Origin of the sequence: Pseudomonas sp. CFBP2511 (assembly GCF_030209255.1) — a bacterium.
Taxonomy (GTDB): Bacteria; Pseudomonadota; Gammaproteobacteria; order Pseudomonadales; family Pseudomonadaceae; genus Aquipseudomonas; species Aquipseudomonas avellanae.
Map to the genome: position 1 here is coordinate 81,894 of NZ_JARVSI010000010.1, position 22,298 is coordinate 104,191.

Consider the following 22,298-nt stretch of genomic DNA (forward strand, 5'->3'; position numbering starts at 1 on the left):
CATGCGCCTGATGGGGCATTTTGGTTTTGCTCGCAAGTTTCAGGTCTTGTTCCTGCTGTTCATGTTGCCGTTGGCGGGCAGTGTGTGGGTAATCACCAAGGACTATCGCAACAAGCTCGATGTCATCTCGGGAGAGCAGTCAGGCGTGCGCCAATTGCTGGCGCTCGACGAACTCAACGTTGAATTGTCCGCTCAGCGCGATCACGCGGCCCGCTGGAAAGCCTCCGACATCCTGCGCGAGCCAACCCCTGCTGCCAAAGAAGCGATGGCCAATGTCGATGCTGGCATCCCGCGCATCACCAAAGCGCTCGAGGGCGTCAATGCAGCGTTGATCCGTGAAAGCGCACCTGCCGACACAATGAATCGTTTCAAGACGCTGCAGGCGGCAGTCACCGGTCTGGACACCGCATCGCTGCGTACCGTTGGCTGGTGGCCGGATGGCTACGAGCGCTTCACGACGGTGTTGAATCTGGTCCAGGCACTGCGCGAACAGATCGCCATGGACAGCGGGCTGATTCTCGACCCCTGGCTTGAAACCTACATGCTCATGCAGCTTTCCACCCAGCAAGTGCCAGACCTGATCGAGCGTATCGGTCGCTTGTCCAGTGTCGGGCAGACGTCAGTGGCGTCGGGCCAGTTCAGCCTGCAGAGCCGTCTGCAAATGCGCGATCTGCGTGGCCGTATCGACGACTCCAAAGAGCAAATGAACAAGGCGGCAAGCCTGCTGCTCTCCAAGCTTCCCGAACAGTTGCAACCGTGGGCGGACAAATACGCTGCCGCAAAACAAGTGCTGGAGGCCGAGCTCAAGGTGATTGATGACGGCGTTTTCGGCGGGAGCATCAAGCTCAAGCCGGAAGAGTTTGAAAAGAGTATCGATACCCTGACCGGCAGTACGTCGGACCTGCGCAAGCAGTCGCTTGACGCACTTAACGGGCGCCTCGATTACTACCATGAAACCTCCAACATGGAGTTCATCCCGCTGGCGGTGATCTTCGGCATTCTGGTGGCCATGGCGATTTATCTGTTCGCGTGCCTGCAATCGTCCATTCGCAACAGCGCCAGTGGCATTACCACCCTTGCCGAGTCGCTGCGTGACGGCAACCTGTGTGTCGAAGTGGCGGTGCAGGGGCGCGACGAGCTTGCCGCCATCAGCAGGGCACTGAACGTTGCGGTTGTGCAACTGCGCACCAGCCTGCTGGGCGTCAATCAGGAGACGGTGCGGGTCGGCGATGCCGTGTTGACCCTCAATGCTCAATCAAGCGGGACGCTGACCGAGGTCGAAGACCAGCAGCACCAGATCAGTCAGATCGCAGCGGCGGCAACCGAGTTGGCGGCGACGTCTCAGGGCGTAGCCAGAAGCTGTGAGCAGGCATCGGAGAGCGCGCGCCATACCCGTCGAATAGCCGAGCAAAGCAGCCAGGACAGCCTGCGCACCACCGACAGCATCCAGCAGCTCAACCAGCGCCTGACCGAAACCGCCGCGGCCCTCGGTCGGGTGAGTGAGCAGGGGCAACAGATTCAATCGGTGGTGGACGCCATTCGCGGCATCGCCGAACAAACCAACCTGCTGGCGCTCAATGCGGCCATCGAAGCGGCGCGGGCAGGTGAGCAAGGCCGTGGGTTCGCGGTGGTTGCTGACGAAGTACGCAGCCTGTCACAACGAACACAGGCCTCCACCGCACAGATTGCCGGCACCGTAGACAGCCTGCGTTCCACCGTGACCCAGGCGGTCACCCTGATGGAAGCCGCCTGCGGCCAGGCCGTCAATGACGCGCAATCGGTGACCGGGCTGGGTATCCGTCTCGGCGAAATCGCCACAGCGGTGCAGGGCGTCACCGATACGCTGGCGCAGATCTCCACCGCCGTCGAAGAGCAGGCCTCGACCGCCGATGAAGTCAGCAGCAATATCCAGCAGGTCGATCAGGCTGCCGGTCGCTTGCTGGAAGGCGCGCGGGCGGTCAATCAGGCAGCGGACACGTTGAGTCAGGGCAGCCGGGCACTTAATGACAATACGGCGCGGTTCAGGTTGGGCTGAGGGAGCTAATGGCCGAGCGGGACTCAAAAAATGGTGTTATTGAGTCCCGCAGGTTGTTCAGTTCTGCGCTCTTGACGTGAGGAAGTTGGATCGATGGATGCGTTTTCAATCATTTGATGACTGACGGAAGTCGAGACAAAGCGTAAAATGCTCGGCTTTTGCAGGTGAAAGGTTTCTTGAGAACACAGCTTACCGAAAAACACAGAGCGGGCGATGCCAGCCCGCTGCGAGGCTGTGGGCCATCGGAGGCTGACGATCTCCCCTCAGGTCGCCCGCACGTTGCCATTTTGATGTGCACCTACAACGGGGCGGCTTACCTTCGTGAGCAGCTTGAATCGTTTGCCGCCCAGACCTTTTCCGACTGGGTTCTCTATGTTTCCGACGATGCGTCTACTGATGACACGCTACGGATCTTGTCTGACTATCAGGTTCTTTGGGGTAACCAGCGACTGGTCATTTTCAATGGCCCCTGCAAAGGTTTCGCGGAAAACTTCATTTCTCTGGTTCAGCGTCCTGAAATAGAAGCCGATTATTTTGCTTTCAGCGATCAGGATGACGTGTGGTTCAGCGACAAGCTGCAGCGCAGCGTCAATCGCCTGGAGCACCTGGACAGCAGCAAGCCTGCGCTCTATTGCTCCAGAACCCGACTGGTCGATGCAGACTTGAAGGTGATTGGGGTATCGCCACTATTCAGCAAACCGCCGTCCTTCAAAAACGCGTTGGTTCAAAGCTTGGCGGGCGCCAATACCATGTTGATCAATCAGACGGCTCGTGGATTATTGGTCCGGTTGCCTGAGCACTCTCCGCTGATCGCCCATGACTGGTTGACTTATCTGTTGGTGACCGGGTGTGGTGGTGAGGTGTGCTATGACGCCCAGCCCTGTCTCGATTACCGTCAGCACAGCGGCAACCTGATTGGTGCCAATGCCAGCACTCGCGACAGGCTGGTAAGGTTTCGCAAAATGCTTTCGGGGCGATTCATCGAGTGGAATGATGCGAACGTGGCGATTCTGAAGGGCATGGAGCGTGTGCTTACTGTGGAAAATCGGGCTGTGTTGACGGATTTTGATAACGGCCGTCGGCAAACAGGCTTTAAGAGACTGTCTACTCTCCGAAAGGCCGGTATTTACAGGCAAACACTGCAAGGCAATTTAAGCCTTATGTTGGCCGTTTGTCTGGGGCGGGTCTGAGCACGGGGCAACGAGCCTGAGCTCAAACTTCCTTGGGATCCTGGCCGTACACTGTACGGCCTTTTTCTGAGCACGAGTTTGTCTTTACCGATCAGGGGCTTTATATATCTGATAGGCAGGGTTTGGAGAGGTTGGGACTGCCTCGAAATGGGAACGAATGTATTCGTCAACCCATTGATGCGAGTTTGAGAACCTTAGCTCTTCTCGTCCGTCCATCGCCATGTTGAAGACCAACGCAAAACCTGGGTCAGCTTTCTTTATCCGCTCTATTTCTGCTCGCTGAAAGTCTTCTGTACGAGGCGACAGTGCGTAGATCTCCCAGAGTGGCGCGTGCCTGTCCAATAATGGATAGGCTCCGGGCCAGAAAGGCAGTACAAGTACCGTTCTGCCCGCTGGAGCGTAGCGGTCTGTCAGGTCCCTCAGCAGATTTACCGCTTCGGCAGTGCTGGGGTCCATAGAAAGCGTGGAGCCGGATACATTGACCGGCACCCAACCGTCCTGAGTCCGAGCCAGTATTCCTGGTTGCCAGGCTGAAAGAATGAACAGGCTGATGAGGCTGGTAAGTGTTGCCAATGCCCATTTTGAGAACCGGGATGTGCAGGAGGCCAAGAGCACGAAAATACCCAACAGCATGGGGTATATTCCTTGAGCGAGATGACCTACATCTGCTCGGGCAAAAGCGTAGTGAGCGTAAGGAAGTGTTGCGCATGCGACCGCCACAAGTTCGGGACGTACTGCGTTACCCCGGAATCGCTCTTTGAACACCCACCCAAGTGAGCCTGCGCCGAAAGCTATAAGCCCCATAAAACAGATGCCTATCAGAAACCACCTTGTTTCGATGATAAAGCCGGCAGTACCAAAACCAACCGTCCACGGCCAAGGTATGGGGAGCGGTAGATTCGTATTGCCCTGTTCAAGCATGAAAATAATCGTGTCGATGAATGCAGAAAAATACCCGGGTATGAGTAGACACATCCCCAATACAGGAAGATACCCAACCACCACCCCTGCTGCCCAGACCGCGATACCCTTCAAACGATAGTTTACCTCCGGCGCTTTAATCGTCAGCCAGCCCATGGCGAGTAAACTGGCCACCGCGCCGTAAACACCATGATTTCGGCCAAACACTGCCGCAAGGCCGACGACGATGCCGAGAAGAAAGTATCGTTTAATAGAGGGATTCAGCAAAAGGTAAGTCAGGCCAGCAACGATGATCATCGAAGTGGACATGTCGATGATCTTGTGGCGCGGATACATCCAGGCCATAAGTGTGACCGCTGTGAGGCACAGATAAGCGAATCTTGCGGTGTGCTGCCTCAGTGCGACGGAGATTGTCCACAGGCCTGCATAAAGGCCTACTAGTTGAAACGCAGCCACTGCCGCGCGCAGGGCGATGATTCCCGTATCCCCCACAAGATAAAAGAAACCGGCGGACCAATAGTATCGGCCAGGGTCGTAGGCCATGAAATCTCGAACTGGAATTTCACCTTTGATTATCTGTTGGGCGCCATACCACAGATAACCTTCATCCCACAGGTTAAATCCATCGTGGCCTTGCCACAAAAAATTACCGGTTACGAAGATAGCCGCTATCGCCAAGAGTATGAGGTTGTTTACCATTCGCTCATTTGTAGCATGATTCATGGTTGGTTCCGCGTGACACAACGATGGAGCCTACTGTTGCTTCTCAACGAGTTTGAGAGTAGGTGCATCAATGATCCAATAGAGGGGCGCACAGTGGTGGTGCAGGTGTGATGATCAATCCCGCACCAAGTCGACCGTCAGGTCACAGTGTTGTAGGTTTCGCCGAGAAAGCAAATTTCGAAAGAATAAACGTGACCGGTAGCGTCAGGAATATCGCAGCCAGCGGAGCCAATCGTTCGTCTAACTGCAGCTTCTCGACCCAGCACCAGAGGATGACAAGGCTCAGGCCATACTGGATTGCGTAGATCAACGGCAAAAGCACAACCGAGCGCAAGCCCTGATGGCTCTTGAATACAAAGAACCGATTCAGAACATAAGCCAATAGAATTCCGGTCGCATAAGATATCGTGTAGCTTATTTTATAAGACAGAAACATCAATAAGACCAGGTAGATGCCGTAAGTCAAGGCGGTATTGAAACCGCCTGACATCAGGAATCTGGCGAAGTCTTGCTTCAAGAATTTTGAGACAGCCTGATTCATCATTAAGCCGTTATTCAGCGTTCGCGATCAGGGACTTAAACTCTTCGTAATTACGAATGTAGTCCCCGGCATCATAGTAGTGCGAAGCGAACACCAGCAGTACGGCATCCTGAGAGTACCGATACTGAATGCCCCAGGTCATCGGCGGCAGGTGTATGCCCTGATTCGGTTTGTCGAGAATAAACTCTTCACGATTAACGCCGTCGTCCGCTACAACGTGAACCGAGCCCTTTACCGCTACCAGAAACTGGTGACAGATGCGGTGAGCATGCTCGCCTCGGGTCTCGGCAGTCGGAACGTCATAAACGAGGAAGTAACGCTCGGACTTGAAGGGCACTGAGCGCTCGAATTCGCCCGCCGACAAACTGCCGCGAATGTCAGCCACTTCATTCATGGTGTGCAGCGTAACGTTCTTGACGGAGGTAGCGGTTACGCCAGGCGCTTTCTGTTCTGCTCGCGTTTCACTGTTGGCGTTGACAGGCTTGGCGTCCACATAACCAATGATCTTGGCCGGGTTGCCGACAACTATCGCGTTAGGCGGCACTGAGCGTGTCACCACAGCCCCTGCGCCCACCATTGCGTTGATCCCGATTGTAATACCCGGCAGGATCGTGCAGTTGGCGCCCAGAGATGCGCCTTTTCGGATGATGGTGCGAGCAAAGGTTTGCGGATAGACCTTGCTGCGCGGGAACAGGTCATTGGTAAAGGTGGCGTTGGGGCCGATGAATACATCGTCCTCAATGGTAATGCCATCCCAGACCTGTATGCCGCACTTCAGTGTCACTCGATCGCCAATGATAACGTCGTTCTCGATGAATACGTTGTCGCAGACGTTGCATTCGCTACCCAGACGGGCGCCAGGCAAGATATGAGCGAACGCCCATACTCGCGAATCCTTACCGATATTCTCGGACTCGCACAGGGCGTGGCTGTGAACGAAAAAATCCTTACCGCTGCTCATCAGTTTCTCCAAATCCCTCGATCCGCATAGGGATGGCCAAGGGTCTATTCTTTGTGTTTTCGTAAGTGCGCCACGCATAGGAACCGACGATACCCAATCCCAGCAAGTTCAGGCAGCCGAGAAAGGTGATGGCCAGCATGATCATCGCGTAGCCAGGCACTTCAATTCTGCCTTCCAGTTTGGCAATCAGTGTAAACACACCAAACAGCGCAGCAAGCGCCGAGCCGAACGCGCCGACTCTGGTCAATATCCGTATGGGCATGTCCGTAAAGGAGAACACGCTGTCCATCAGGTAATTGATTTTTTTACGCAGGGTCCACGCAGATGTACCGTGAACGCGCTCCTGCCGGGTGTAGGTGACTACTTCGCGGCGGTATCCCATCCAGAATATCTGTGCGATGAGAGAGCTGTGACGCTCTTCAAGGGTCAGCAGAGTATCCCGAAAAGCTTTGTTGCAGGCGAACATGTCTACGCCGCCTGGCGGTATTTCAGGGATGACATAACGGCGGTAAAAGCCCCAGAAAATCTTTGAAGCAGTGCGTGTCGCCCACGGATCCTGACGGCCTTCACGCACACCGACCACAACATCGATATCGCCGCGCATCAGGACCGTGTTCATTTCCAGAACCAGTTCTGGTGGTTCCTGAAGGTCCGCTGCCATTACCGCGAAACGCTCGCCCGTTCCATGCTGCAGACCCGTGCGAATAGCCATGAAGGAGCCGAAGTTTCTGGACAGCAGAATCAGCTTGGACTTGAACGATTGCGACGGCAGTTGTTCCCTGAGTATTTCGTAACAGCGATCGGGACTGCCGTCCACAACGAACACGACCTCAAGCTCGTGTCCGAGTTGCTTGTCCAGCGCCGTTACGGCAACGAGCAAATCCGGAAGATTGCTCTCATTGCGATAAACGGGAATGACCAACGTCAGCAAAATCATATCTCCTTGGAAAAATGCGCGGTCACGGCCTCGATGACACGATCAACTTCGTCGTCGCTCAAGCCGGGGAAGCAGGGCAGGGAGATGACGGTATCGCATGTACGCTCGGTAACGTCCAGAGCTACAGACGGCGCGGCTGCATAGGCTGGCTGTTTGTGGTCGGCAATCGGGTAATGGATATCAGTGCTGACTGACTTCTCTTTGAGCGCAGCAGCCAGAGCTGCCCGATCTTTAACGCGAATCACATACAGGTGTGCAACGTAGTCGTCCGACACCGAGGAAGGCAGTTGGATATCCAGCCCGGCAAACGCTTCATTGTAGCGTTTGGCGATCGAGCGACGCTGCTCGTTCCAGGTGTCCAGATGCGGCAACTTGATGCGCAGGATTGCGGCTTGCATCTCGTCGAGCCGGCTGTTACGACCGCCCGGGATGGCAATGCGGTACTTCTGGTCCCAGCCGTACTGGCGAAGCTGCCGAATGCGTGCTGCCAGAGCGTCATCACCGGTAACCACTGCGCCGCCGTCACCGAGAGCACCCAGGTTTTTAGTCGGGTAGAAGCTAAAGCAAGCGATGGTGCCAAAGCTGCCTGCTTGCTTGCCGTTGCGTCGAGCACCGTGGGATTGCGCGCAATCTTCAAGAACCGGAATGCCAGCGGCGGAAGCGATCTTAACGATCTCTTCGATGTTAGCCAGTTGGCCGTACAGGTGCGTAACAATGATGGCTGCCGGTTTTTCCTTGGCAATCACTGCTTCCAGAGAGTTTTTGCACAGTGTCAACGTTGCTGGGTCGACATCCGCATACACAGGAGTCGCGCCCACCGCGTGAATAGCAGTGCTGCCGTAGAAACCTGCGTTTGCCACGGCGACCACACGATCACCCACCACAACGCCCAGACCTTTAAGGGCAAGTTCCAGTGCGTCGGAACCGTTCGCCACGCTGATGCAATGTTGTACGCCTACATAGGCAGCAAACTCTTCTTCAAACAGCTTTACTTCGTTACCTAAAACGTACCAGTGGCTGTCCAGCACGGCCTTCAGCGGCGTGGCGAAATCAAGTCCAGCGTTAGCTTTGATGGCCGAGAAAAGCGGAATATTTTCCATTGGGATTTCCATGATCAGTGAGACAAACGGCTGATGAATTCGCAGACATCAGGCATTGTAAAAATTTTGAAGGTCGAGGTGACAGTATAAAGTTTCAGGGCGCATTTGTCGGGAGGCGAGACGGCGGGAATAATGCCTTCATAGCCGCTGCGAAGGACAGTCTTGTCAGACAGCGCGCTGGCGACGTCTGGCCGCTTGATCTCTATCCTGATTGCACCGACGACCTTTCCCGCCTCTACAGCGATGACGTATTCCGGCGATCCGTCAGTTGCTGGTGGCACGCTCCAACCTCTCAGCAGCCAACCGTCAGACGTTTTTCTAACTTCGTCGATGGTGCCCGCCGCGGCAGATTGTCCGAACGGAGTCTTGATGAAAAACTCGCCGTTGGTAATGGACAAGCGTTCCGTCAACTGCGCGGCACTCAGGGCACCAGTACTTGAGCTGCTACCTGCACCGCTTGCCAGAACTGCGTCTGTGACTGTTTTGCCGATGGCGGATTTCTGAATATTTTTCGAACTTAGCGTGTTTTCATTCCAGGCAACCATGTTCGTCCACGCCATCCATGCCACCACTACGACCAGCCATTTCAGGTGAAAACGGCTTGACCTGACATCTCTTGCAGACGACGCAGAGTTTTTGGCGCGAGCGTGGCTCATTGTGGCAAATGCTATTAGCAAGGTCAGAAACGGAATCGTGACGAACAGATACCGACCCTGCGGTTGAGGCAAAGAATTCTGCGATGCAACCAGGCTGAGCAGGATAATCGAAGGGAACAGGCCCAATATCATGACCAGTGGCAGCAAATAATTCAGTAGAAATATCCGCCTGTTATCACGTGAATATACGCGCGCCGTCTGGATCATGGCTGCTGTCACGAGCAAAATGAATAATAGCGCCGCGCCCATATAATAGGTCGACGGTAGAAATATGCTCATCCAGCCGGTAGTTGAGAAATAGCTCGTCAGCGTCAGGCTGAGCCACGGAAGGACATTTTCCATATTGAAAAGATGCCCGGAGCACCCGATGTAACAGGTTCCGAAACCCGCAGCAGGGTTATTCTTGTGCAAGGCAACGAAGTCAATCTGACCGGATATCCCTGATATCTCACCATACTTCATGAAGGTGATAAGCAGCATGGGCACGGAAACGATAGCCGCAACGATTACCATCGTCGGGAGGTGGCGTCTCAGGCTTTTGCCACCCCAAAGGTGATGTGCGACAAGCATGACCACGACGAAGACCAAAGCGGGCAGCAAGTACAGTTTTGCCAGCAACATCAGGCCGATTGCACCGCCCAGGCACAGCGCGGCCAGCTTGCTGGGTGCTTTCAAAAAGCCTAGAAGCGCACTGATCAGCAGCGCCACACTCATCAGCCCGAATGCGTCACTGTTGAAATATGAAAAGACAAAAGAGACTTGTGGAATAAGGGCTATTACAAGCGCAGCAAGGGCTGCAGCTTTTTTTGGCATCCCCGCGCGATGTGCAATACGAAACAAGGCGCAAATAAACACTGCGCCCAGTATCCAGTTAAAACATCTTGCAGCCAGGTAGCCCAGTTCGCCAGGTAACATCCAGCCCAAGCCGTAAGACGTAGCCAGTGCGCCTATGACATGGGGGAAGGGCAGGCCGTGGTACCAGAACTCGCCACGTTGCCAGGTATATCCCGAGATGGTTCCAGTGAACGCTTGAGCCGGCTCTGTGGCGCCCGGCAGCGAGTGGAACGTTTTCAGGTATTCCAGGAAAAAGAAATGCGTTGACTCATCAGGGGCTCCGTTAAATGCAATCCCTGCTGACCAGACGGCCAGCAGAAGAAAGTAGGTAGCGGCCAGCACCCGTTGGTAACGGGTGATGGACCAGCCTGACAGGTGGTCCGTGTGGTTGGATTCAAACACAAGCAGCCCTCGAGACAACAAATGCTCGCGCTATGCCAAGCGCACGCTTATGAAGTGCGAGGATCAATTTTTAATCCTCGGAGGCCAGGCCAGACTGAAGTCTTCGTGATCCAGCGTCAGGTTAGGACTGTAGGCGTAGTCCACCAGAATGTTCGGCCAGCGATTTTTGATGTAGCGGATCTCTTGCCCGAATCGCTCCTGCTTTTGAGGCGTGTCTTCGAGGCCGCGCGTCGCTGATTCGTGGTGGTACAGTTCGGAGAACGGCGTCCACACGTTCAGATAGCCTGCCTCCTGAACTCTCAGGCAGAAATCCACGTCGTTGAAAGCAATCTTCAGGTCCGCCTCGTTCAGGCCTCCGACTTCGTCAAAAATCGACTTTTTGATGATCAGGCATGCAGCGGTTACTGCCGAAAACTCCTGAATCAACTCCGCTCTGCAGAAATAGCCGTGAGCGCCTTTTGGAAGGTACTTGTGCGCGTGGCCTGCAACACCACCGATCCCTACCACTACGCCGCCATGTTGCAGCCTGTTATCGGGATACCAGAGTCTTGCGCCTACCGCCCCGACTCTGGGCTGCAATGCAATCGAGACCATCTCACCAAGCCATTCCGGCGTGATAACTTCAATGTCGTTATTGATGAGGCCGATCAGCTCGCCATTAGCGATACGTACCGCGCCATTGTTGAGCGCAGAGTAGTTAAACGGACCATCGTCGCGCAGCACGCGAATATTTTCTTCCTGATCTATCTTCGCGAAATACTCCAGCGATTCAGGATCATCCGAACCGTTGTCTATCAGAATAATTTCATAGTTCTTGTAGGTAGTCAGGTTCTGGATGCTGTCAATGCACTGTTTTACTAATGCGTGAGCATTCCGGGTCGGGATGACAAGCGTAACCAGTGGCAGTGTTGCCGGCAGGTTGTAGTGCACACGATACTGACCTGTAGGTAACAGCTCTGTCGTACCAACGTTGCCTTTACGCTGCAGGTGTTCATCAAGTGCTTTGACTCCCGCCAACGCAGCATAAGGTTTCTCATCACCTGCCATGGCGGTGCTGCCAGCGTGTATGCGCCAGTGGTAAAGCACACGTGGAATGTGGACGATCTGATCACTTCTGAGCTTTTCTACGCATCGCAAAGCCAGGTCGTAATCCTGAGCACCCTCGAATCCTACCCGGAATTGCCCAACCTCATTGACCAGGTCACGGCGATAGGCGCCAAGGTGACAGACCATATTTTGTGAGCGAAACAGAAACTCGTTCCAGTCTGACTTGAAATAAGGTGAACTACGGTTCCCGTCGGTATCGATCTTGTCCTCATCGGAGTAGATCAAGCCCACATCCGGGTTTTCACGGATTGTACGAGCAACCCAGTAAAGCGCGTGAGCGGGTAGCAGATCGTCGTTGTCCATCAGGGCAACGAACACGCCTTTGGCTACCGCCAGCGCAGAGTTGCTGGCCTGGGATATATGACCATTGCTGCCGCGGAAGACAACTTTGATGCGCTTGTCCTGCGCCTTGAGAGATTTCAGGTACTCGATGACGGCAGGATTTGTCGATGCATCGTCAGCGAGACACAGTTCCCAGTTGGTGTAGAGCTGCGCACGTACGCTGTCCACGGCTTCACGCAAAAGATCCAGTGGCGGATTATAGACCGGCATGATGATGGAAATGAGCGGGTATTCAATCCAGCGATTCATGTGCTCATTGATACGACTGATCTCTGCTTCGCCCAGAGTGTCGTAGTACTGTACCCAGCGAGAGTAATCGTGGCGATCCGGAACTTCGCGAAGCTCGCTTCCAACGAAAGCATGTTGTGCTTCGCCTCTTACCCAGCGGGCCTGTGCAATAACGCCAGCCAGTCCCCTGAGGCGCCAGACCTGATAAGCTTTTTTGGCGGTGCTGGAAAGACCACCTCCGCGTCGAATGATCAATGGCAGCGAAGAGGCGACACGCTTGGCTCGGAAAAATGATCGGGTTATTTTTCTCAGTGGTGCCGTTACTTTCCAGCTGTGCGATGACTCCATTGCAATAATGTGCAGGTTCAGATTGTGAACATGCGTATCTTTGTCGACCAATGCCAAGCGGTGACTTTCCTGTGCTGCCAGGATGGCAATCTCAAGCTCTGCCAGTTTGGCACGATGCTTTTCTTGCGCATCTAGTGTGGCGGCATCAATATCTGCTAATACCCGAAGGTGATCGGCCTGTACCCGAAGGTTTTCAGCCTTGAGACTCTCCGTAGCAGTTCGGTGACTTTCTTGAATGGCCAGATTTGCGGCTTCACGCTCTTGCAGAGCAAGTCGATGGCTTTCTTGAGCCGCCAGGTTTGCTGCTTCACGTTCTTCCAGGGCGAGTCGATAGCTTTCCTGAGAAGCGAGGTGTACCGCCTCAAACTGTTCTAGAACAGATCGGTGGTTTTCCTGAGAGGCCAAGTGTTCGGCTTCCAGCTTTTCAAGGGCCTGTCGGTGTTTGTCCTGCACGGCCAGATTTTCAGCTTCAAGCTCTTCCAACGCCAGGCGATGACTTTCCTCTACGGCGAGATTAGCCACTTCAACAGCCTCTAAAGCTGAGCGATCTTTAAGATTCAAATCCGATATAGACTCAAGCGCTAGCTTGAGCTCCTCTTCCTGTTGAAGGAGTCGTTCAGCGACTTGGCCTTCCGTGAATAAAGTAAACGTGACCTGTATTTTGAACGACTTCCTCGCTAATAGCGAATTGAGATCAACCGGAAGTACGATGTGGGGATCATCATTCAGCGCCATGAACATAGTGCTGTCATTGACATCATTAACAAACGCAGTGGTGCCAGCGGCTTTTAAAGGTGCCTCTGCGCTGTCGCGCCAGGACCACACCCTCACATTCGCTTCAAAAATGGTGATGGCGTCAATCGAAAATGACTGACGAATGTTCGTGGGGTCAAATCGCAACGCTGCACATTGGTACGTCGCAGGGACCGTGAACACAAGCGTCTGGCGCCCGTCGTGCACAAACTGACTTATCGTCCGCTCTTCTTTGAAATTCCCTTCTGAATCGCCGATGTAAAGTGTTGCCAGTTTAGGCGTCTTGTCTTTCAGGGACCCCATTTTCTGAAGGGTTGCTTCCGGTGACCAGTTCAGAAAGCTTGCAGCGTCACGACCGGTTACCCTTTCTTGAAACATGGCTTCCAGCACTGCATAGCGATTCAGCTCTTCCTCAGTGACCTCAAGGCCTGTACTGCCGATCAACTGGATAATGAAGTCGCGTCGGCTGATCATGGTGGTGCTTGGGTAAAAAGGAATAGTGGAGGCGATCAGCAGCAAGAGACCGCGCATCAGCAGGTGCCCAAGCTCGACGCCTTCCTTCATCTCCCATTCGATATCTATGAGGTGCGGTTTACCTTCGGTGTCGATGATGATGTTCTGTGCAACCGCGTCGATGTAATGACCTGGCAGGCAGACATCGACATTATCAAGCGTGCAAGCATGTCCTTCGGTAGCCAAAAGGTAGCTGAGGCTATCCAGATAGGTCGTCAAGAATGGGGTAAAGGTCTCAACCGTCCAGTTTTGCGTGGTTGAGGCATCGAGGAACTGCAAGCTGAGCAGGTCGCCTTTTGCGTAGCCGTGAGCAGCAGGAAGTATGAACCTGAATGGATCTCCCGGATTTTCCTCTGATTCTGTGCCAGCAAGGCGCTGATACTGAACTTCTATCCCTTCTGGCGTCTCTACGAAAACCGACGCCTTACAGTACTCGGAATTGCGACCTGTGCTGTAGTGATAGGCCAGAACGTCGGCAGGAACTGCCTCATACTGCTGGCACGAAGCAACAACCAGAAAAGAGTTGGCAAGGTCCATGCCCAGGTGATTTTCGATGACAACCGGCCAGGCTTTTTCAAGGTTAAATGTAGTATTTGACGGCAGCTGTGGATCTTTTCGAGTGTTCTGGCACGCCAATGCGGCCGCGTCGAAATTATTGGATCTGAAACCGTTCTCAGTGATTAGCGAGTTGGGAATCTTGTAGTCAGGATAAGGCGACAGAAAGCTTGATGATGCAAAACCTGCACGAGCTATCAATACTTCCAGCCCTTTACGGCCGAATGTTTTTGGCTGGCGGTCTGCATACCGACCTTCGATACCATACATCGCGACGCCGACGTGATCTTCTGGAGCGCCTGCAAAATACTTGAGGCCAAGCTGGTTTTCGATGGCAATGAACAGGTGGCCGTCAGGTTTGAGCAGCTTTCGAACACGCATCAGCATTCCAAATGCCGGATCTTCGTCATTGCTGAACATGCTGGCGTATTCGAGTACGCCGATGAGCGTAACGACATCGAATTGCTGATCAACTTTCAGGTCGTCGAATCGCTCGGCCAGCACCGTGACGTTGTCCAGGTCACGGGTTCTGCTCGCTGCGATAGCGGCGCGGCGAGGGCTACCTTCCAGCGACAACACGTCAGCTCCGGCCTCGCCCAGGTATCGGCTGATCGCGCCGCACCCAGCACCGATTTCGAGGACTGATTTGCCTTCCAGAAGATGCTCGAACGGGCGGAAGATGTTTCCGCGGGTTGAACTCAGGTGATAGAGCTTGGGCCAGTCCGTACAGTGGTGCGTAAGCTCGCTTGACAGCACAGAGACGTCGTTGGCTTCACGGACAATCTTTGCCAGTTCGTTTTCAGAGTTGTCGCCATCGCTGTAGGCAATGCCCTGATAGTCGGAGCGCACCCAAACCCCTGTGCCCGTATCAAGGTTGTAGCCGTATCTATCAAGTTCAAACATCGACAATTACCGGTTCAATTTCCATGGAGGCGCCCAGGTCTATCAAGCCCAGAAGCTTCGGAGTAGGTTCTACGATGAAATGTATGGAATCATAGCGTCTGTCGTGGGGCACGATTTCTTCGCCTTGCCGGGAGGCAATGCCGATGGAAATGAAGTAATCACCGGTTGCCAGTGCATTTCTGAATTTCACACGTGCTTTTGCCTGATTGCCAGCGTTGCCTATCAGGCCTGTGCCTTCGCAATCCTGCATGTACGAGTTAGTACCGTAAACGGTGACGCCCTCTTTGGTCTTGATCGTAAAACCGATGATCGGGTTGACCACCGTGCTGTTGAACTGCAACGCCAGGTCAAGAACGATTTCCTCTCCAGACTCGACACTGTTGGGAAACTCACGTCCCGAAGCACTCATATGGAAGTCCAGTAGCGTTGCGGCCCCGTCTCCCCAGCGGTATTCATGGGGGTTATAGCCAGGCCTGCTGGCGTACACGTCTTCGTCGAAGCGCAGCGCAATCTTGTCGGTTTCGACGGGAGCTGCCTCTACGCGTTCGGCTTCGGCAAGGTCCAGGCTCTTATCGGTGATAGGGCTCTTGTCGCGTCCGAACAGCAGGTCGGTGTAACGGTTGATGACCGGGCGCGATTCGCCAATCATTTCGATTCTGCTCTTTTCCAGCAGAATGGCGCGATTGCAGTGGGTGACGACCTGCTCGCTGGAGTGTGTGACCAGCAGGATACTGGTACCGTTTTCTTTCAGCTGTCGCAGGCGCTCGAAACACTTGGCCTGGAATCGCGCGTCGCCTACTGACAGCGCTTCATCAACAACGAGAATTTCAGGATCAACTTGCGCCTGAACGGCAAACGCCAGGCGCACGGCCATGCCGCTCGAGTATGACTTGACGGGTTGATCAAGGAACTCGCCGATGTCGGCAAACCCGGCAATCGCGTCAAAGCGTTCGTCCACTTCGTCGCGCGTCAGCCCCAGTACTGCTGCGTTCAGGTAAACGTTTTCACGCCCGGTGAACTCGGGGTTGAAGCCTGAGCCCAGCTCGAGCAATGCCGCTACCCGGCCGCGGGTCTGAATCTCACCGATAGTGGGGCTCAACGTGCCGCAAATAATCTGCAGCAACGTAGATTTACCGGAGCCGTTGCGACCGACGATACCGACTGTTTCGCCCTTGCCGACATCAAAGCTGATGTCGCGCAGCGCCCAGAATTCTTTGCCATAGGTAGTGGTCGGCTGACCCGACCAGCGCTGGAGTCTTGGCACCAGTGCCTGTTTCAGACGGTCGTGGGGTTTGTCGTAGGTGTAAAAACACTTCGAGACGTTTTGTACGCTGATAACCGGTTGATCAGATGACATCAGCGAATCCTTTACGTGTCTTTTGGAAGAACCAGAACCCCATGGCGGCAATCACCGCGCCAATGGCAATGGCGATACCCAGACTGTCCCAGTGGGGGAGGTTGCCGAACAGCAGTACGCTGCGGCTCTCTTCGATAATGTAGGTCAGCGGATTCATCTGCAGCCACGGGCGGTACACTTCTGGAAGTGCGGCCACGGGGTAAAGAACCGGCGAGAGGAACAGCAGAACGGTTGTCAGCACGGTGATCACGTGGCCGACATCGCGCAAGTACACACCCAGCGATGCGAGAAACCAGCTGATACCGAGTGTGCCTAAAATGAGCGGCACCAGAATCAGCGGGAACAGCAGCGCGGTCCAGAACAGTGTGTGTGTGATCAGCAATTGTGCAATTACCAGCACGACCAGGCTGATGCAGCTGTGGAACAGCGCCGAGCCCAAGGTGATGACCGGGAGGATCTCCAGCGGAAAAACCACTTTCTTGACGTAGTTGCTGTTGCTCATCACCAGCGATGGCGCCCTGTTGGCGCACTCTGCAAACAGGCCATGCACGATCATTCCGACGAACAGCAGAATCGCGAACCCGCCTTTGCCGGTGTCCACGCCGACCCAGCGTGCGCTGAAAATCTCGGAAAAGACGAAGGTATAAACCGCCAGCATCAGGACCGGGTTGAAGAATGACCAGGCCAGGCCCATCACCGAGCCACGATAACGGCCGATGACTTCCCGTTTGGTCATTTGCGAGATCAATGACCGGTTGGTCCAAAGGCTGGCAACCAGGCGAATAGGCCCCGCCGAGGGGGTTCTGTGAGGGTTCATTAAGCGAACACCTCTGCGTCTTCGAATGCGACGGCCTTTTGGTCTTTGGCGGACAGGGACGGCGTTTCGCTGAACGGCCATTCAATGCCTACGGTGGCGTCATTCCAGGCAAGGCTGCGCTCGTGTTCCGGCGCCCAGTAGTCTGTCGTCTTGTAGAGAAACTCTGCGCTTTCGGACAAAACGATGAAGCCGTGAGCAAAGCCTTCCGGTATCCAGAGCTGTTTCTTGTTTTCGGCGGTGAGATGCAGACCCACCCACTTGCCGAAGGTCGGTGAGCTTTTACGCAAGTCGACTGCGACGTCGAACACCTCGCCCACAGTCACCCGGACAAGCTTGCCCTGTGGTTGTTGAATTTGGTAATGCAAGCCGCGCAGCACCCCTTTCACCGAGCGAGAGTGGTTGTCCTGAACAAATTTCACCGGCCGGCCAACGACCTCCTCGAACGCCTTCTGGTTGAAGCTTTCAAAGAAAAAGCCACGATCGTCGCCGAAGGTTTTGGGCTCGAATACGATGACGTCTGGAATGGCGAGGCGTGTTGCATTCATATGTAACGTATCTCCGAAATGCTCACCAGGACCCGCTCATGGGGGCCTGGCTGGAGTAGGCGTCTTTTGGAGGACGCCTGCGCCATGGAATTTGATAGCGCCGGTGAAAGGCGTTTTACGGTACCGCAGCTCATTGGCGTCGGTCGCGCCATAGACCAGCCACCTGGGCGGAAAGTCTCTGCGCTGGATAAGAAGGTGGGTCTGTTGTTACTGCGGGGCGCGGGGCATGCATCGTGTATTTATAGTTTTTCCGACGTAGGTTCCGACGATGAGTAACACGAGGTTTTCATTGCTGGACAAATTTACAAAATAAAGGCGCATCCGGTATTTGAGCTCGTTGCCACGGGGCGCCTCAGGTGCTGTCGTCCTTGGCTGGGCGGTATAAGTGACCCCGCTTTTGGACGCTGGTTCCGCGCATGCCGGTTGCCTGCTTCCTTGAGCTTCTGATCCCGAAAACAAAGGTCTGCACATTAACATATGCCGATGCAGTAGAACATTCGGTCACAGGTGAAATTGAGCGAACGCAGCGTGCTGCCCGATATCCGGCGATACATGAGCAGGCTGACTCCCCTGCTTGACAGCGCGGAGATGAAAGTCTCTGTTTTCAGGGGCTTGTGGCTTTTTGTTAGCGGCAGGCGAGAAGGTGACTTTTAATGGGCTGCATATACAGCTAGCGATTATTTCGCTGCTCAGGTGTGTTCAGCATGGCTGCCAGGCAAGCGATGATGAAGAAAATCTTGTCCCGGGGCCTTCTTCTGCAATGCCCTGCCATGAACGCGAGACGAAAAAACATCCATCGCGTACTGGTTGTCTTTCCTGCAAATAGCGCTTCGCTGCCGCCTGTCAAACGGCCAATCAGCAGCACTTGCCCGGCCCACCAGCCATCGGCAATCTTTTTCAGGCGCGTGATGAGTGAGGCGAGTCCGGTATTTGCACCGACCTGATTATTGGCGTGTTGGCGATAATCCATGCCGGGGGCTGGGTCGATAAACCAGCGGAAGCCGTGGCTGCGCGCAAACGCATAGCAATACCAGTCGTGCAGGCTGACGTTTTGAGCCACGTCCCACTGTGCTATCAGCGATGACTTGAATGCATCGGCGAGCGGGCGGTTCATTACGTAGGTGCAGCCTGGGCCTGCAGCTTCAAACAAGTGGTCCCACTGGACCTGCGGTTGGGCCTTGTCCAGCAAGATTCGTTGCCCATCGGGCCAGAAGGCGACGACATTGCTTGAGTAGGCATCATGGTTGCCCGACATCAGCGTCGATAAGGCGCGTTCAAGCTTGTCCTGATACCAGATATCGTCCTGATCGGAGAACGCTACGTAATCAAACGAAGAGAAGTCGACATCTTGAATCAGACGAAAGAAGTTGCGTGACGCTCCGCCAAATTGGCCGGCGGGCGGCAGCAGGGTGATGTTCACGTGGTGCTGCGCATAGTCAGCACACCACGCTTCAGTGCCGTCCGAGGAGGTATCGACACTGATGAATACACTGACGCAGACGTTTGTCTGCTTCAGGATGGAGTCAAGTTGCGCCTCTATCCATGCCATACCGTTGTAGGCTGCCAGCAGCACGGCCACCTTTGGGAAAACAGAAGACATACTGTCTGCAGCCTTGCGGTATGGGATAGAGGTTTACAGTCTTAGAACGAGCCTAGATCAAGCAGCTTCTGCAGATACTGCCCGTAGCCGGTTTTCTTCAGTTTCTGAGCTTGTTCACCCAGTTGCGCGGCAGTGATCCAGCCGTTGGTGTAGGCGATCTCTTCCAGGCAAGCTACTTTCCAGCCCTGACGCTGCTCAATGGTGTGCACAAAATGGCTCGCTTCCAGCAGCGACTCATGAGTACCTGTGTCGAGCCATGCAAAGCCGCGACCGAGAATTTCTACGGTCAGACTCTTCTGCTCGAGGTACGCACGGTTCACGTCGGTGATTTCCAGTTCGCCACGCTCAGAGGGTTTGATGCTCTTCGCGATTTCGACCACCTGATTGTCGTAGAAGTACAGCCCGGTTACCGCGTAGCTCGATTTCGGTGCGGCAGGCTTTTCTTCGATGCTCAAGGCGCGGCCGGTTTCGTCGAACTCGACAACACCAAAGCGCTCCGGATCGGAGACGTGGTAGCCAAAAACCGTGGCGCCTTCAGTCTGCTGACTGGCGGAGCGCAGGTTGTCGGAGAAGTGCTGACCGTAAAAGATGTTGTCGCCCAGAATCAGGCAGCAAGGGTCTTCGCCGATGAACTCTTCGCCAATGATGAACGCTTGTGCCAGGCCATCGGGCGTAGGCTGTTCGGCATAAGTGAGCTCAATACCGTACTGACTGCCGTCGCCCAGCAGCTTGCGAAAGCTTGGCAGGTCTTCTGGCGTAGAGATGATCAGGACTTCACGCATGCCCGCCAGCATCAGCACCGACAGAGGGTAGAAAATCATCGGCTTGTCGTAGATAGGCAGCATCTGCTTGGATACGCCAAGGGTAAGCGGGTGCAGGCGAGTGCCCGATCCGCCGGCCAGGATGATGCCTTTACGATTAATGGTGGTCATTTATTCAGAGCTTCCGTGAGCATTCGGGCTACACCACTTTGCCAGTCAGGCAGGTGCAGAGAAAAATTGTGGCGCAGCTTTTCTGTGTTCAGACGCGAATTCAGAGGGCGTTGCGCGGGTGTCGGGTATTCAATCGTGCCGATTGGATTGATCGTTTCCACCGCCAGGGGTTCCCCGTGGGCGCGGGCGAAATCAATGACGTATTGCGCATAAGCATGCCATGACACTTCGCCAGCAGGTGCGAGGTGGTAGATACCGCACAGCTCTGGCCTTGCAAGCGTCTGCTGCAGCGCCGCTGTCGCTATATCGGCCAGCAGCTCTGCACCTGTAGGCGCGCCAATCTGATCGGCGATCACATTCAGCGCCGGACGATCTTTTGCAAGGCGCAGCATGGTCTTGGCAAAGTTGTTACCGCGTGCCGCATACACCCAGCTGGTGCGGAAAATCAGATGTTTGCAGCCTGACGCCACAATGAGCTGTTCACCCTCAAGCTTGGTTGCACCGTAGTAGTTGACCGGCGACACCGCATCGCTTTCTTTCCATGCGCTGGTTCCGGTGCCGTCGAACACGTAGTCGGTCGAGTAATGAACGAGCAGGGCATCGAGCTGACGCGCTTCTTCTGCCAGAACCTGGCTGGCCAGAGCGTTGACCGTGTGTGCAAGCTCTTGCTCGGTCTCTGCTTTGTCGACGGCGGTATAGGCCGCGGCGTTGACGATAACCTGAGGTTTAACGCAGCGAATCGTGTTGCGCAACCCGTCCAGACTGGACAGATCGCCAGAAAGGTCGCCGTAGGCCGTCGAGGCGGTATGACGATCGAGCGCTACGACTTCGCCCAATACCGCGAGCGAGCGTTGCAGCTCCCAGCCGACCTGGCCGTTTTTTCCCAGCAGAAGAATTTTCATTATTTATCGGCGCGTGCTGTGTAGTTCTTGTCAATCCACTGCTGGTAGCTTCCGCTCTTCACGTGAGCAACCCATTCAGGATTGTCGAGGTACCACTGCACTGTCTTGCGAATGCCGGACTCGAAACTTTCCTCAGGCACCCAGCCCAGCTCGCGCTGGATTTTGCTGGCATCGATCGCGTAGCGCAGGTCGTGGCCTGGGCGGTCCTGAACGTATGTGATCAGGTTGGCATGCGGGCGATGGGCCGAATCAGGGCGCAGTTGGTCGAGCAGGGCGCAAACAGTGTTGACCACTTCGAGGTTCTGCTTCTCGTTGTGACCGCCGATGTTGTAAGTCTCGCCGATCTCGCCTTCGGTCACGACTTTGTACAGTGCACGGGCGTGGTCTTCGACATAAAGCCAGTCACGAACCTGATCGCCTTTACCGTAGATAGGCAGTGGTTTGCCTTCCAGCGCATTGAGGATGATCAGCGGGATCAGTTTCTCCGGGAAGTGGCACGGGCCGTAGTTGTTGGAGCAATTGGTTACCAGGGTAGGCAGGCCGTATGTGCGGCTCCAGGCGCGTACCAGATGGTCGGAGCTGGCCTTGCTGGCCGAGTAGGGCGAGCTTGGCTGGTAAGGCGTTGTTTCGGTAAAGAGGTCTTCCGGGCCTTCCAGGTCGCCATACACTTCATCGGTCGAAATGTGATGGAAGCGAAAGCTGGCTTTTCGTGCTTCGTCCAGCTGGTTCCAGTAGCTGCGTGCAGCCTCAAGCAGCACATAGGTGCCGATGATGTTGGTCTGGATGAATTCCGACGGGCCGGTGATAGAGCGATCCACGTGGGATTCGGCTGCCAGGTGCATAACGGCGTCCGGCTGATGCTCTTTGAAAACCCGATCCAGGTCTTCACGGTTGCAGATGTCGACGTGCTCGAAAGCATAACGCTCGCTTTGATCTGCTGACTGAAGTGATTCAAGGTTGCCTGCATAGGTCAGCTTGTCGACGTTGACGACCGAGTCAGTTGTATTGGCAATGATGTGCCGAATGACTGCCGAACCGATGAAACCAGCACCGCCTGTTACTAAGATCTTCAAAGGAGTATCTACCTTGGGTTGTG

The 22,298-nt window shown here is 54.8% G+C and carries 16 protein-coding genes; 2 read left to right on the forward strand and 14 right to left on the reverse strand.

The genetic code is table 11. The features are described from left to right. The first annotated feature begins 1,009 nt into the window (after positions 1-1,009). Both QRN38_RS28250 and QRN38_RS08920 read left to right on the forward strand, forming a co-directional pair. Positions 1,010-2,035, forward strand: coding sequence for a methyl-accepting chemotaxis protein (locus QRN38_RS28250; RefSeq protein ID WP_371245709.1), 1,026 nt, complete (start codon positions 1,010-1,012; stop codon positions 2,033-2,035). 290 nt (positions 2,036-2,325) lie between these two features. Beyond that, positions 2,326-3,225, forward strand: a complete 900-nt coding sequence (locus tag QRN38_RS08920) for a glycosyltransferase family 2 protein (protein ID WP_057417437.1) — start codon at positions 2,326-2,328, stop codon at positions 3,223-3,225. A gap of 84 nt (positions 3,226-3,309) precedes the next feature. Here the strand turns inward: QRN38_RS08920 and QRN38_RS08925 are convergent, their stop codons facing one another. The 14 genes from QRN38_RS08925 to rfbB all read right to left on the reverse strand — a co-directional run bounded on the left by QRN38_RS08925 (position 3,310) and on the right by rfbB (position 22,275). Beyond that, complete coding sequence (locus QRN38_RS08925; protein WP_054090842.1) at positions 3,310-4,869, reverse strand: hypothetical protein; 1,560 nt, start codon at positions 4,867-4,869, stop codon at positions 3,310-3,312. Between the two features lie 142 nt (positions 4,870-5,011). Then, a complete protein-coding gene (locus tag QRN38_RS08930) occupies positions 5,012-5,413 on the reverse strand; it encodes a GtrA family protein (protein WP_005771389.1) in 402 nt (133 codons plus the stop codon). A 7-nt stretch (positions 5,414-5,420) separates the two neighbouring features. Then, positions 5,421-6,371: a WxcM-like domain-containing protein gene (locus QRN38_RS08935; RefSeq protein ID WP_057418872.1), complete on the reverse strand. Its 951-nt coding sequence runs from the start codon at positions 6,369-6,371 to the stop codon at positions 5,421-5,423. Continuing rightward, the gene (locus QRN38_RS08940) at positions 6,358-7,308 is read right to left on the reverse strand and encodes a glycosyltransferase family 2 protein (RefSeq protein WP_005771391.1); all 951 of its coding nucleotides are present in this window, start codon (positions 7,306-7,308) and stop codon (positions 6,358-6,360) included. Before QRN38_RS08940 ends, QRN38_RS08935 begins: the two co-directional genes overlap by 14 nt. Further along, a complete protein-coding gene (locus QRN38_RS08945) occupies positions 7,305-8,408 on the reverse strand; it encodes a DegT/DnrJ/EryC1/StrS family aminotransferase (protein WP_052507205.1) in 1,104 nt (367 codons plus the stop codon). The genes QRN38_RS08940 and QRN38_RS08945 overlap by 4 nt, the downstream gene beginning before the upstream one ends. A gap of 14 nt (positions 8,409-8,422) precedes the next feature. Beyond that, positions 8,423-10,300, reverse strand: coding sequence for a glycosyltransferase family 39 protein (locus tag QRN38_RS08950; protein WP_057417427.1), 1,878 nt, complete (start codon positions 10,298-10,300; stop codon positions 8,423-8,425). Between the two features lie 63 nt (positions 10,301-10,363). Next, positions 10,364-15,049: a glycosyltransferase gene (locus QRN38_RS08955; RefSeq protein WP_057418873.1), complete on the reverse strand. Its 4,686-nt coding sequence runs from the start codon at positions 15,047-15,049 to the stop codon at positions 10,364-10,366. Further along, on the reverse strand, positions 15,042-16,406 hold the full coding sequence (locus QRN38_RS08960) for an ABC transporter ATP-binding protein (protein WP_054090846.1): 1,365 nt from the start codon (positions 16,404-16,406) through the stop codon (positions 15,042-15,044). The genes QRN38_RS08955 and QRN38_RS08960 overlap by 8 nt, the downstream gene beginning before the upstream one ends. After that, complete coding sequence (locus QRN38_RS08965; protein WP_007244130.1) at positions 16,396-17,223, reverse strand: ABC transporter permease; 828 nt, start codon at positions 17,221-17,223, stop codon at positions 16,396-16,398. Before QRN38_RS08965 ends, QRN38_RS08960 begins: the two co-directional genes overlap by 11 nt. Continuing rightward, positions 17,223-17,768 carry a dTDP-4-dehydrorhamnose 3,5-epimerase gene (gene rfbC, locus QRN38_RS08970; protein ID WP_007244129.1) on the reverse strand — a complete coding sequence of 182 codons (546 nt, stop codon included), beginning with the start codon at positions 17,766-17,768 and terminating at the stop codon, positions 17,223-17,225. Before rfbC ends, QRN38_RS08965 begins: the two co-directional genes overlap by 1 nt. Positions 17,769-18,438: 670 nt before the next feature. After that, positions 18,439-19,368 carry a glycosyltransferase family 2 protein gene (locus QRN38_RS08975; RefSeq protein ID WP_057418874.1) on the reverse strand — a complete coding sequence of 310 codons (930 nt, stop codon included), beginning with the start codon at positions 19,366-19,368 and terminating at the stop codon, positions 18,439-18,441. 41 nt (positions 19,369-19,409) lie between these two features. Next, a complete protein-coding gene (rfbA, locus tag QRN38_RS08980) occupies positions 19,410-20,300 on the reverse strand; it encodes a glucose-1-phosphate thymidylyltransferase RfbA (RefSeq protein WP_005771400.1) in 891 nt (296 codons plus the stop codon). Further along, entirely contained in the window at positions 20,297-21,202 is a 906-nt protein-coding gene (rfbD, locus tag QRN38_RS08985; RefSeq protein WP_057418875.1) for a dTDP-4-dehydrorhamnose reductase, read from the reverse strand. The genes rfbA and rfbD overlap by 4 nt, the downstream gene beginning before the upstream one ends. After that, a complete protein-coding gene (gene rfbB / locus QRN38_RS08990; protein ID WP_010202667.1) occupies positions 21,202-22,275 on the reverse strand; it encodes a dTDP-glucose 4,6-dehydratase in 1,074 nt (357 codons plus the stop codon). Before rfbB ends, rfbD begins: the two co-directional genes overlap by 1 nt. Between the last annotated feature and the right edge of the window lie 23 nt (positions 22,276-22,298).

Excerpts from the sequence above, each read along its gene's own strand:
- QRN38_RS08940 (WP_005771391.1), bottom strand. The coding sequence starts at position 7,308 with ATGATTTTGCTGACGTTGGTCATTCCCGTTTATCGCAATGAGAGCAAT.
- QRN38_RS08965 (WP_007244130.1), bottom strand. The coding sequence starts at position 17,223 with ATGAACCCTCACAGAACCCCCTCGGCGGGGCCTATTCGCCTGGTTGCC.
- QRN38_RS08935 (WP_057418872.1), bottom strand. The coding sequence starts at position 6,371 with ATGAGCAGCGGTAAGGATTTTTTCGTTCACAGCCACGCCCTGTGCGAG.
- QRN38_RS08945 (WP_052507205.1), bottom strand. The coding sequence starts at position 8,408 with ATGGAAAATATTCCGCTTTTCTCGGCCATCAAAGCTAACGCTGGACTT.
- QRN38_RS08975 (WP_057418874.1), bottom strand. The coding sequence starts at position 19,368 with ATGTCTTCTGTTTTCCCAAAGGTGGCCGTGCTGCTGGCAGCCTACAAC.
- QRN38_RS08920 (WP_057417437.1), top strand. The coding sequence starts at position 2,326 with ATGTGCACCTACAACGGGGCGGCTTACCTTCGTGAGCAGCTTGAATCG.
- QRN38_RS08955 (WP_057418873.1), bottom strand. The coding sequence starts at position 15,049 with ATGTTTGAACTTGATAGATACGGCTACAACCTTGATACGGGCACAGGG.
- rfbA (WP_005771400.1), bottom strand. The coding sequence starts at position 20,300 with ATGACCACCATTAATCGTAAAGGCATCATCCTGGCCGGCGGATCGGGC.
- QRN38_RS08960 (WP_054090846.1), bottom strand. The coding sequence starts at position 16,406 with ATGTCATCTGATCAACCGGTTATCAGCGTACAAAACGTCTCGAAGTGT.
- QRN38_RS28250 (WP_371245709.1), top strand. The coding sequence starts at position 1,010 with ATGGCGATTTATCTGTTCGCGTGCCTGCAATCGTCCATTCGCAACAGC.
- QRN38_RS08925 (WP_054090842.1), bottom strand. The coding sequence starts at position 4,869 with ATGAATCATGCTACAAATGAGCGAATGGTAAACAACCTCATACTCTTG.
- QRN38_RS08930 (WP_005771389.1), bottom strand. The coding sequence starts at position 5,413 with ATGATGAATCAGGCTGTCTCAAAATTCTTGAAGCAAGACTTCGCCAGA.
- rfbD (WP_057418875.1), bottom strand. The coding sequence starts at position 21,202 with ATGAAAATTCTTCTGCTGGGAAAAAACGGCCAGGTCGGCTGGGAGCTG.
- rfbC (WP_007244129.1), bottom strand. The coding sequence starts at position 17,768 with ATGAATGCAACACGCCTCGCCATTCCAGACGTCATCGTATTCGAGCCC.